The sequence below is a fragment of the Ruegeria sp. CDSC042 genome, assembly GCF_059610745.1.
The window spans coordinates 51,452-63,554 of record NZ_JBXWOF010000014.1; the positions used below are offsets into that span (position 1 = coordinate 51,452).

At 56.7% G+C, this 12,103-nt stretch carries 10 protein-coding genes; 2 read left to right on the top strand and 8 right to left on the bottom strand.

The genetic code is table 11. The features are described 5' to 3' along the window. Positions 1-40 precede the first annotated feature (40 nt). On the top strand, positions 41-334 hold the full coding sequence (locus tag AC2FHX_RS20220) for an ArsR/SmtB family transcription factor (RefSeq protein ID WP_496692965.1): 294 nt from the start codon (positions 41-43) through the stop codon (positions 332-334). On the opposite strand, the gene AC2FHX_RS20225 is transcribed toward AC2FHX_RS20220, so the two are convergent. After that, positions 331-3,327, bottom strand: coding sequence for an ABC transporter transmembrane domain-containing protein (locus tag AC2FHX_RS20225; RefSeq protein WP_496703574.1), 2,997 nt, complete (start codon positions 3,325-3,327; stop codon positions 331-333). The genes AC2FHX_RS20220 and AC2FHX_RS20225 overlap by 4 nt on opposite strands. A gap of 244 nt (positions 3,328-3,571) precedes the next feature. On the opposite strand from AC2FHX_RS20225, the gene AC2FHX_RS20230 reads away from it, so the two are divergent. Continuing rightward, a complete protein-coding gene (locus AC2FHX_RS20230; protein ID WP_496692932.1) occupies positions 3,572-3,931 on the top strand; it encodes a DUF3307 domain-containing protein in 360 nt (119 codons plus the stop codon). 20 nt (positions 3,932-3,951) lie between these two features. Here AC2FHX_RS20230 and AC2FHX_RS20235 read toward each other — a convergent pair whose 3' ends face one another. From AC2FHX_RS20235 to AC2FHX_RS20265, 7 genes are all read right to left on the bottom strand, one after another. Continuing rightward, on the bottom strand, positions 3,952-4,674 hold the full coding sequence (locus tag AC2FHX_RS20235; protein ID WP_496703533.1) for a hypothetical protein: 723 nt from the start codon (positions 4,672-4,674) through the stop codon (positions 3,952-3,954). Between the two features lie 55 nt (positions 4,675-4,729). Continuing rightward, entirely contained in the window at positions 4,730-6,034 is a 1,305-nt protein-coding gene (locus tag AC2FHX_RS20240; protein WP_496703531.1) for an NAD(P)/FAD-dependent oxidoreductase, read from the bottom strand. Further along, on the bottom strand, positions 6,031-6,705 hold the full coding sequence (locus AC2FHX_RS20245) for a TetR/AcrR family transcriptional regulator (protein WP_142639389.1): 675 nt from the start codon (positions 6,703-6,705) through the stop codon (positions 6,031-6,033). Before AC2FHX_RS20245 ends, AC2FHX_RS20240 begins: the two co-directional genes overlap by 4 nt. Continuing rightward, positions 6,706-8,250 (bottom strand): trimethylamine methyltransferase family protein, encoded by a 1,545-nt coding sequence (locus tag AC2FHX_RS20250; RefSeq protein WP_142639387.1) that lies wholly within the window; start codon positions 8,248-8,250, stop codon positions 6,706-6,708. 2 nt (positions 8,251-8,252) lie between these two features. Next, positions 8,253-10,655 (bottom strand): GcvT family protein, encoded by a 2,403-nt coding sequence (locus tag AC2FHX_RS20255; protein WP_496703529.1) that lies wholly within the window; start codon positions 10,653-10,655, stop codon positions 8,253-8,255. 111 nt (positions 10,656-10,766) lie between these two features. Beyond that, positions 10,767-11,396, bottom strand: a complete 630-nt coding sequence (locus AC2FHX_RS20260) for a glutathione S-transferase (protein WP_142639383.1) — start codon at positions 11,394-11,396, stop codon at positions 10,767-10,769. Positions 11,397-11,414: 18 nt separating this feature from the next. Further along, a complete protein-coding gene (locus tag AC2FHX_RS20265) occupies positions 11,415-11,945 on the bottom strand; it encodes a class I SAM-dependent methyltransferase (protein WP_142639381.1) in 531 nt (176 codons plus the stop codon). Positions 11,946-12,103: the final 158 nt, after the last annotated feature.

Consider the following 12,103-nt stretch of genomic DNA (forward strand, 5'->3'; position numbering starts at 1 on the left):
AGACCACGAAACACTGAATACGGACGAAACTCCGCCCGGCATGCAGGAAAGTGCAGCACGTGCCGCCGCGTACCTGAAGACGCTGGCGCATGAAGGCCGCCTGATGATTTTGTGCCATCTGGGTGATGGCGAGAAATCGGTTGGTGAGCTGGAAAAACTGCTGCAAATCCGGCAGGCCGCAGTCAGTCAGATGTTGGCACGCCTACGAGAAGAACAGCTGGTGTCGACACGGCGCGATGGCAAAACCATCTACTATTCCCTGCAGGACGGAAATACAGAGAAAGTCATCCAGTTGCTATACGACCTGTTCTGCAAACCTGAAGCCAACCCCTAGTTCGAAACATAGCCGGCGATCACCTGCATCAGCTTGAAAGCGGTTGCGGCATCGTTTTCGACCACGGCCAGGAATTCTTCCTCACCGATACGCAGACAAGACAGGTCGGTTTCCGCAATCATGCTCAGGGCGCGGGGTTCCTTTCGGATCAACCCCAACTCTCCGACCAATGCGCCGGAGCCAACCGTTGCGATCAGTTGATCGGGACCTTCTGATTGCGGCAAATACAGGCCTGCCTCGCCTTCCAAAACGACATAGGCCCCATCGGTGGGCTGGTCGTCTTTCAGGAACACCACCTCTCCCGGTTGGGCCTGGAACCAGCGCGCACCAAATGCCAGAAGGCGCAGCTGTCTGCGGTCAAGACCGGAAAACAGCGGCGTCTGTTCCAGCGCACGAAGCTTGCGCGCCAAATCGGCTGATGCTGCGCTATCTTCTTCCACGTCGGCGGGTCCTTCGTCTGAAACCACACGACCTTGCCTTATTTCTATGAACATGTCGAATACGTCAGGGTTTTCGTACTGATCGTTCAGATAAATCACCGTCGCATTTGGCAATAGGGCGCGCAGGTTCTTATAGACCGCAATCTGAGTTTCCATGTCATAGCTTGCCAAGGCATTATCAAGGATCAGAATGTCGGGTTTCTTGATCGTAGCCCGCGTAAAGGCCAAAGGTTCGGCGAAAACCGCAGGCAGGTTCTGCCCGCCCAGCGAGACCGGTACATCGTAAATCAGCTCGACCACCAAAGGTCGGGCTCCGTTTTCAGAAAGGACATCAACGATCAGCTTACGGACCTCATCTGATCGCGCGCCGCCGATCTGGCTGACCTTACCGAACAAAGCGTTCTCCATCACGGTCAGACCGGGGGCAAACTCGGTTTCCTTCAGCGGTACGAAGACATCATTCAGATGTTGCAGCAGTTTTTCGGAGTGGCTTTGCCGCAATTCAAGTATGCGGTTTTTCAATTCATCCGTAAACGCGGGACCAATCTGTTCAGCCGAGATGACAAACGGAACCGCCAAAAGGTTGGCCAGTTGCCCATCATCCAGACCGCTGACACCTTCGTTTCGGGTGCGCTCTACCAGTTCGACGGCGGCTTCGTAGACTTCTGCCTGCAAGCCAAGCTTGCGGAACAACGGGTGGTCCGTGCCGTCCAACCCAAAGATCTGGCGCAACATATCTATGACATCGCGCGTCAGGCTGACCAGGGTTTCGTCCAAGCCCAGCTCGCGCAGCTGCCCCAAAAACACGCCCTGACGGGTCAGTATTTCCTGAGTGACCGGAACGCAGGGTGTCGCGAAAAGCAGGTTTTCCGCAACCGGCAAAGCCGCATTATACTTGTTGCGATCAAAGACCAGAGCCTGCTGTTGCAGCCCAGCCTTGACCACTGCCTCCTGAACTTTGGGCCGTAGTTCAACCAGTTTTCTGACCAACTCGGGGTGCTCGTTGGCTTCGAATGTCTGTTCAGCACCGCGCTGAAACAGGGCAGCGCCCGAACCAAGACCGTCGATCAGTTGTAACCACCAGTCGCGCAGGTCTTCCACGGTGTTCAAACCAGCCAGCGACGGGTCCAGCCAATCAACTCTAAACGGGTCGGTACTGTTGCCCGCTCGTCTTGTTTCAGCAAAGCCGGGGTCGTCTGATTCTGTCGACAGAGGACGAAGACGCATCGGCATCATCACATTGTCGCCCAATGTTCCCTGGAACATAACCGGTCGCGATGAGGCAAAACCGATCCGCGCAGCAATGACTCCCTGATGCAGCTTTGACAAATCTTCCTGCCCGACCGTTACCCTGCCGGAACTGGGCAGGATCTCTCGGGTCAGCAATTCCGAAACCGCGCGCCGGTCTTCTTCGCTGGGCGCAGCGATTCCGATGGTTTTACCGCCTGGGAATGTCAGATCGAGGTCGTCCAGAACCAGATTCCCGTCCATGTCACGAACAGATGCATGTTTCAGAACAATATCCCCGTCCAGCCTGGGATGTTTGTCGGGCTCGCCTTCGAACAGACTTTCGTCCTGCATTCCAGAGGGCGCAAAGCGTTCGATCACAACATCCCAGCGCAAGGACATATCCTGTGTCTGGTTGTAATATGTGAGCAACTCTTTCCAAGGCGAACTGAGATCCTTGTAAGCCGCCAAAGCCGCAACCAACGCCCCCAACGAGACCGAGCCCTGCAAGACCAGAATGCCGCCAACCAGATAGAACAGGAATGGGGTAAGCTGCGAAATGAAGTTGTTGATGAACTTCATAAAGAACTTTTTCTGGTAGATATCGAAGCGGATTTCAAACAACCGGCCCAGCTGATCCGAGATCATTGCCCGGCGATACCGCCAGCCACCATTTGCCCGCAGCGTTGACGCACCTGCTGCGTTTTCACCAATCTGTGCAGCCAGCACGCGCACTTCCTGGATGCGGCTTTTGTTCAACAGATTGATCTGGCGCTGCAGCTTTGGGATCAACCAGGCCTGTAACGGGATCAGAGAAACGGCAGCAAGCCCGAACCAAAAGCTCTGTAGGAACAGGAAGGACAGGATCGTGATCATCTGTCCCGCCTGCAATACCGGCTGGCTGATCGCATCGCCCATCAGCCCACCCATCGGCTCGCTTTCAGCGGTGATCATCGACACCATTTCGCCTTGGCTGACCCGTTCGAAATAGGGTTGCGGAAATCTCAAGGCGCGGCTGATCATCTGATACCGGAATCGGCGCAGCATCCGTTCGCTCAGGACGCCTTTCATGGTGTTGATGCGCATTTTCATCAAACCATGCGCCAGAACGGCGAGCAGAAACCCAATGCATAATATGATCAGAAAATTCGTTTGCGACAGGCTGTAGCCCAGCACATCAACAACAGGGGTCGCAGCCCCGATCGCGTCATTGATGATGCGCTTGGGCAGTTCCAGCGTCAGGTAAAGCAGCGGAAACAAAGACGTGGTTACGGCCAGCAAAATTAGCTGGTCGCGCTTTGAATATTTCCAGATAAAACGGAAAATCGTGCGTTCTATGGAACCTGCCCCTGCTGCGGATCACTGACCCGGTCTTTACGAAATTCTCGTAAATTCAACAGCCTGAATTTACCGCAATCAAGCCTGCAGACGCAAATAGTTTCCGAATTGAACAGATATTTGCCGAATGTGAACAAGTTCATTTGCGCAACCTCACATTAGCCCCTACTGTTCGCTTTAGGACGATATCGGGAGGAGTCTTTTGCCTGCCACATTAGGCACTGTGTTATTGATGCTCTGCTTATTGCAGATCAAACATATGTTTGCAGATTTTTACCTCCAGACGCCCAAGATGCTGTCAGGCCGGGGTGAGTATTTTCACTGGGGACGCGCGCAACATGCTGCTGTGCATGTTGTTGGTTCGGTATTGGTCTTTTTGGTTTTCGGCGCTCCGCTGCCGTTTATCCTGATCATTGCCGCGCTCGAGTGGATAGTTCATTTCAACATCGATTTTGCCAAAGCCAGCTATTCCGACAAAAAACAGCTTATGCCGACTCAGGCAGCCTTTTGGCGGGCAGCCGGGCTGGATCAGTGCATGCATAATCTGACCTATGTGGCAATGGTCTGGGCCTGGGCGACATTCGCGGCCTGAACCAGAAATACCACAGCAATTCAGAGCTGAGAGGCCGATGGATAGAGCGATAGCCACCGCTGGTCCAAGGCATCAATCTTCTGCGGGTCGAACTCGGTCTCAACCTCCCAGTACCGGCCAGACTCCACGAAATATCCAAGATCCGACTCCGACCGTATGATCTCAGCCATCCCCGATGTAGAAGGCATCTCGACCGAAGACAAATCTTCGCTGTCGACCGAGGGGTAAACCAGTCGGCTTGGCCCTTCGGACAATCGCACTGTGCGACAGCCCTGCGCTGCAGCAAACAACCCTAGTCGCGCCGACTTCGCCTCGAGCAGTCGCAAGGTCACATCGGGTCGCAACGGATCTGCGGCTCCGTTGCCGTAGAAATGTGTCCGACCCTGTCCGGAATAGATCATATCGCAACCGCAATAAGCCAGAACCGAGGGCTGTAATGCAGACAAAGCCCAGTATCCGGCGGTAAAGGCCATCGTACCCCCGGCATAGACAAACCCACCGAAATCGTTCTGTATCGGAACGTATTCATTTGCAGTGACTATACGCTGAATGTCACTGACAGATGTGGGCATGTTCTTGGTCGGGAAATCCTCGGGGTGGATCAGAAAATCCCAGTCTGCGCGGACCCGCCAGGCATTGTTGATAGCGACGATATGCGTGAACGGCGTACGCGCCCAGTCCCGCGCACGCAGCGCGGTGGGGGCACTGCCGAGGATCAGAACCTTGTTCTTCGATTTGGTCATTATGCGTCCGGGCTCAACTCGATCCCGTGAATGCTAGTGCATCAGGACGTGTCGGCTAGCCCAAAACGGAAAAACTGCTTTCTTTGTTGATCGGGCGCTTGCGGGAATAGAAACCGACGTCGATTGTGCGTCCAATATAGGGCAGTTCAAATTGTAGCGGCGCACTGTCATGATCCGCCCCGTCTTCGCAATACCCGATCAGCGCCGTCATCATCTTGCCTGCAATCGGCGCGTTCTTGTACTGATTTCCACTGGATCCGCAGGCCATATAAAAACCGGGAAGGCTGGATTTGTCATAGATCGGAATCCAATCCGTAGACGCATCATACAGGTCGACCACACCGCGGGTCTTGGAAGGGATGCCAAGGCTGGGCACTCTCTGGGCATAGCGCATCGCTTGCGTCGTCCACTGGTCGGTAAAGTCACGATTATAGGTTACGTCATCTTCGCACCATTGATGTGGGTCGCATTCGGGGTCTTCCGAGCCCACCAGGATGTGGTTGCCATGCTCTGGCCGGCAATAGCAGGCGATATCGCTGTCCGACACGATTGTCCCGTCATTTTCAAAGTCAAACCCCTCGGGCGCAGGGACGTGAACGACCTCTTGGCGCAAGGGGCGGGTCTGAATGGTCATGTCATCCAGAACATCTGCCATCCCGTTGATGATGGCCGAACCCGGCCCGGCTACGTTAACCACAACTTTCGCATGAATGTCTTCTCCCGATGCCAACCTGACACCAGAAACTCGCCCGTCATCAGTCAAAATCTCGACCACTTCGGCCCCGGTCCGCACTTCGGCCCCGTGCTGTTTGGCGGCATCCATCAGGTTCTGTGCGGATAGGGCCGGATCGGTGACATACCCGGCCTGAGGCCAGTAAACGCCGCCTTGCATCTTGCGTCCGTTGGGCTGCCCAAACTCGGGGTCATCCATGCGACGAGCGGGGGCAAAACTGTCCTGCGAATAGACCGGCAGCCGGTCGGTGACCTGTTCGGGGGACCATTCCTCGAACGGGCAATTCAGCGCGGAGCTGTTCTTCATGTGTTTTTCCAGCAGCCCGTTCGCCTCGGTCTTCATGACCAGACAGCCGGTTTCGCGGAATTGGGCCAGATCGGCGCCTTGCGGCAGGCCAAGATACTCGGCCCAGTCGCGCCAATAATGATAGCCTTCCCAGGCGAATGCCGTGCCGTCAAAGGTGGAATAATGCATCCGAATGATCGCGCAGGATCCGGCGGTTGAGCCATGGCCAACCTGAGCGTTTCGGTCAAGAGATACGGTTTTCCACCCGACCTTGGCCATTTCAAATGCGATGGCCGCCCCGATCACACCGGTTCCGATGATGATTGCATCTGGTTGACTCATGATGGCTCTCCTTTCCAGTGATGGCGCGAATAGGCGCTGAATTCTTCTACTTCCTCTGGCCTCGGCTCGACCCCGGTGAAGACATATAGATAATGCGGCACCATTGATATCCGTGTGGACATCGGTTCATTCAGCTGCGCCAGATCGTATCCTATCTGCATGTAATACAGCACGCGCCCACGGGTTTCCGCCTCGACCTCGGAATAGCCAAAGCGGGCAAACATGGCGTGCAGCGCTAGCAACCGTCGGGCGTCAGACTGGTCCAGCGCGCGCCGCACCTTGCCCGATTTGCGCGCCCAGTCGCGCACCGCGAAATCCAGCGCGGTGTCAAACAGGTCGGTATTGACGACACAGCGATGCACATTGCACACCGCACCGGTTATCGTCTTTGCCGGAGCTTCGGCCTGCGCGACCAATGCCGCGGTATTGGTGGCCTGCCACCGTGCCAGAAGAGCATCCAGCAGTTCCTGGCGCGATTTGAAGTACCAATAGAAGGACGACCGAGACACGGCCATCCGTTCCGCCAGATTCATCACCTTGATCTGATCGACCCCGTCCGAGATTAGCACATCCAACGCCACGTTCAGCCAGTCGTCGCGCGTGACCTTGACATTTCCGATCAGCGGTTCAGCTTCCGGGTCGTCCCGGTGCAGGATGGGTTTCGTATTCATTTAACTCTCCGGCGGCGCGCCGCCCTCTTCGGTACGTTTGGCAATAAAGTCCTTCAGCGCGCCAATCTGGTCGCTGTTTTGCTCAGGTGGCTGAAAATTGGCCAAAATCTCCTTCCATACACCGGTCGCACGACTGTTTGCGTCCAACGATCCACGCTCGGCCCAGGTGCCGAAATTGGCATAATCATGGACATGCGGCTCATAGAATTCGGTATTATAGCGGTCCATCGTCTGGCTGGATGCAAAGAAATGTCCGCTGGGCTCGACCTCGCTTAGCGCGGTGTCGAACCCAATTTCAGCCTCGCCAGCCTGCGCCCCGGTGCAGAGCTCGGCCACCATGTTCAGCACTTCGGCGTCGCAGACCAGTTTTTCAAAGGACACGGTCAATCCGCCCTCTAGCCATCCCGCCGAGTGAATGATCACCGTCGCCCCGGCCATCAGGCACCCCCACAGGCCAAACTGGTTTTCATTTGCCGCCTGCACATCATTGATGTTTGAAGCCGACCCCGCAGCCGAGCGCCACGGCAGGCCCAGATGCCGCGCCAACTGCCCGGCCGCCAGTGAGGCCTGAAAATGCGAGGGCGTTCCAAAGGCCGGAGCACCGGATTTCATATCCACATTGCTGGTGAAAGTGCCATAGCACACAGGCGCACCGGGACGTGCCAATTGCGTCAGGGTCAGTGCGGCCAACGCCTCGGCATGGGACAGGGTGATGGCCCCCGCCACCGTGATCGGTGCCATCGCCCCCATCAGCGTGAAGGGCGTGATGATTGACATCTGCCCGTGCCGAGCAAAGTCGATCAGCCCCTGCGCCATCGGAATGTCCAGCGTGCGCGGGCTGTTCGTGTTGATGATCGTATAGCTGTGCGGGTGGGTCCTAAATTCGTCATCCGACAGGCCCCGCGCGGTCGTCAGCATCTCAAAGCAATCCATCACCTGCGGTGTCCCGCGCGAGAAGAAGAATGGGAACTTGTCTGTCAGCTCCATCTGCGCCTGCGTGGTGAAATAGTGCCGCAGAGGGGTTGGGACATCCTGCGGTTCGACCTGCGGCGAGATCATTTGAAAGACGTCGAAATGATGGGTGAGTTTCAGGAACTCCAGATAATCCTGCCCCGTCGCCGGGCGACGCCCGCGCACCAGATCGGTGGCATTGGGGGCCCCTGCCCCCGGTTGAAACACAAGGCTACCCAGTTCCAATGTGAAATCCCTCTGCCGAGCACCGGCCCGGCAGGCAATGGATTTCGGCGCCGAGGCCACCGCAGCCTCGACCATATCGCGACCGATATAGACCATCTCGCTATCGGCATCTACGCGCGCGCCGGCTTTGGCAAAGATATTCCGCGCCTCGGGCAGCAGAACTTTCACACCCAGCTCTTGCAAGATGCGCAGCGCGGTTTCGTGCATGTCGGCGATCTGGTCTGCGGGAAAGACCTCCATCAGTGGAAAAGGATTTTTCAGCTGGCGATAGTTGATATCCCGACCGGGCGGCGGCGCGGCATCCACGCCGCGCCGTCTGCGCCTGCGTCCCTGATCGCTGGCCGACACGCTCAACCCCGCATCGCTTTGCCCTGTGGATCATAGGGCGACGGCGCGATGACCCGCGCAGGTCGTTCGACCCCAACCACATGGACAGACAGTTCAGTGCCTGGTGCGGCCTTGTCACGATTGACCAGCGCCATCGCCAGGGACTTGCCAGTGTAGTGGCCATAGCCGCCCGAGGTGACAAAACCCACGTGCTCTGCCCCTGACCAGACAGGTTCGTATCCGCTGGCATCTGCGTCCAGAGCATCGACCTCAAGCGTCACCTGAACCTGCGCAGGACCATTGCCATCGCGTTCGGCCAAGGCGGCCTCTTTACCGACGAAATCCTTGTCCCAATCGATCCAGCGATCCATACCCGTCATGCCCGGCGTGTAAAGCTGAGTGAATTCAGCCGACCAGATGCCAAAGCTTTTCTCAAGCCGCGTGGACAGCATCGCGTTGAACCCACATTCACGAATGCCCTCATCAGCCCCGGCCTCAAGCAACATCCGACGCAGCTTGATGTGATCGCCATAGCGGCAGTTGATCTCATAGCCTTTTTCACCTGTGACTGACATGCGCGCAACGCGAGCCCTGACAAGACCGATATCAAAATCACTACAGCCCATGAATCTCAGGCCGGAGATGTCTTGCTCGGCCAGTTTTTCGATTACCTCCTGCGATTTTGGCCCGACCAGACCGAACCCGCAATACTCCTCGCCCAGATCGCGAACCTCGACTCCGTCGATCATATGATCGTCGAACCAGCGCATATGCCAGGCGCGCAGGTAATAGCTGCCCATGATCCACCAGGTGCCATCGCCCCAATTCAGAACGGTCAGATCCCCTTTTAGCCGCCCATTCTCACCCAGCATTGGTGCCAACTTGGCCCGTCCCGGCGCGGGCAGTTTCGAAGCCATCACGCGATCCAGCCACAGCTCGGCATTTGGCCCGGTGACCTCGAACCGGGAAAAGCCAGAGATGTCCATCAGGCCGACGCCCTCGCGGATCACCTTGCATTCCTTGGCCACGATGTCATGCGCGTTTGATCGCTTGAGGGTCGGCGTTTCTTCGAACCCTTTCGGCGCGAAGTACAGCGGCACCTCAAGGTCCCAGCTGACACCCCATTTGCATCCCGCTCCAGTCATCGCGTCATGAGCTGGCGCCATCTTCAGCGGACGACCGGCAGGCAGCTGTTCGTTCGGATAAGTCATCACGAAACGGCGGGAATAGAATTGCCCGGTGGTTTCACGAATATAGCGTTTGTTCTGGGCAAAATCGCCATAGCGGGCAATGTCCATCGGCCATGCATCGGCCTCGGGCTCGCCATGGATCATCCACTCAGCCAGCGTTTTGCCAACGCCGCCGCCCTGCAGGAACCCGGCCATGACAGCGCAGGCGGTCCAATACCCGCGTTTGCCTGGAACCGGCCCGACCAGCGGGTTACCATCAGGCGAGAATGTAAACGCCCCGTTGACCCAGGTTTTGATACCGACATTCTGGATCGACGGATAGCGTTCAAAGCCCAGCGTCAGTTCATTCTCAATCCGGTCAAGCTGCTCCTGAAACAGTTCCTCGCCATAATTCCACGGAGCGCCGTCCATGGCCCAATGTTCATGGTCGACCTCATAGATACCGACCAGAACGCCCTTTTGGTCTTGCCGCATATAGGTGAACCCCTCGAGGTCCACGGTCATTGGCATCTCAAAATCCGCCGCCGCCACTTCGGGCACTGTATCCGTGATCAGATAGTGATGTTTCAGCGGCGACACTGGCAGCTCAACCCCCGCCATGCGCCCGACCTGCTTGGCCCAAAGCCCCGCGGCATTGACCACGTGCTCGCAAGTTATTGTGCCCCTGTCCGTCACGACCTGCCAACCATCATCGGTTTGGATCAATTCCTCGACCTTGGTCTCCTCGTAATACTCGGCACCGCGTTTCTTGGCGGCGGTTGCATAGGCCTGAACCGTACCGGTCGTGTCGATATAGCCCTCTCGATCGGCCCACATCGCGCCCAACACGCCGTCGGTCGACATGATTGGGCAGCGCTTTTGCGCCTCTTGTGGGGTCAGCAACTCGCAATCATCGATGCCGATGGACTGGAAGATACGATAGTTGGCCTGCAGCCACTCCCACCGCTCGGGCGTTCCAGCCAAAGTCAGACCACCAGTCATGTGCAGGCCGATATTCTGCCCGGATTCCTTTTCGATCTCGCTGAGAAGGTCGATTGTATAGGCCTGCAGCGATGCCATGTTCGGATCCGCGTTCAGCGCGTGAATACCGCCCGCCGCGTGCCAGGACGATCCCGACGCCAATCGCCGCCGTTCCAGCATGACCACATCTGACCAGCCGAATTTGGCCAAGTGATACAGAACCGAGGCGCCCACAACGCCGCCACCGATGACCACAACGCGATACTGAGATTTCATTATGCTCTCCCCTGCATGACTCGAGGGAGACGCTAGTGATACTGTTCACATCTGTCTAGACATTTCTGTACAGTGCAAGTGAGCAAGTTCAGACAGCTCAATTTCAACGCATTAAAGCTGTGCGCTTGGACGCGATGCGATCTTGTCGAACCAAGACAGCGTCGCGGTATTTTCCTGTGGAATCCGCATCTTGATCACGCGGGCAAAGTCAACGAACACAAAGGTCGAGATATCGGCCAGCGTGAACTCAGCCCCCGCAACAAACGCGCTATCCTTCAGCCGCGTTTCAAGCAAATCGAAAAACCGGCCCACCCGAGCCGTGCCGCGCTGAGCCAGTTCGGGAATCTGGGCATAGTTCGCAGGGCCTGGAATCGCCCGATCCTTGAACGCTGGATGGGTGTTGCGCAGAGCCTCGGCAATAGGCACTCCACCCTGCTGCTCGACAATGCTGTTCCACATCAGGACCAGCCCCTTTTCATCTGGCGTACGTCCCATCAAAGGTGGTTCGGGAAAGCGCGCCTCAAGATAGGCGGCAATGCCCAGGTTTTCGGTCAGCGTTGCACCCTCATCCGTCACCAGAACAGGGATCGTCGCATTGGGGTTTACCGCAAGGAAAGCGCCATCCAACTGTTCCGCCTTTGCTATCGAGATATTGCGCGTTTCAATCTCCAGCCCTTTTTCTGCGATGAACATGCGCGCGCGGCGCGGGTTTGGAGCGGTCGTGCAATCATAGAAAAGCATTTGGTATCCTTCTCGCGCTTAGCGGCGGTAGATAAAGCAACGTCCGTCCACCGCATGTTCAGGCAGCGGGATTTCGGTCAGGTTTTCGAAATACATCCGGTCGCTGGACACCATCAGCCCACCTTCTGCCAACAACGGTTCTATCAGGGGGGAAACCAACCGCGCGAAAGCATCGTTCTTGTCCCTGTTATGGCCGCCAAGATCCGCATGGATCAAACTGGCCGTCGCCCCAAACCGTTCCAGCGCCGCAGGCAGAGTCTCACGCACATCCCCCAGAATCACCAGATCCTCGGGCGGGGTAGAGTCCGGATGGGAGGCCACGGCGCGCTCGAACACATAGACCGGACGGTTTTGAATGTACTGAACCATGTGATGATAAGTACGACCATTCCCTAATCCCAGCTCGAACACCGGACCGGACATGGTGCTTGTCTGTGCAATGGCATGGTCCAGGCAGGCACGCTGCGACACCATACGGTCGATGAACAGGTCAAGACGGCTTTGGGGATCGGGCACTGGGAAATCTCTCCTTGATATTTGACGACACATAACCTGTGACCGACATCGCATGTGATGACAAATCCTCAAGGCATTGTGTAGGCAAATCGGCCTCAGTTTCACGTTTTCGCGACATTTCACCCTAAGAACGGGTTTGACTATACAGGCACAACCGCGCGAAACTGCGACAAAAAACACAGGGAGTTGAT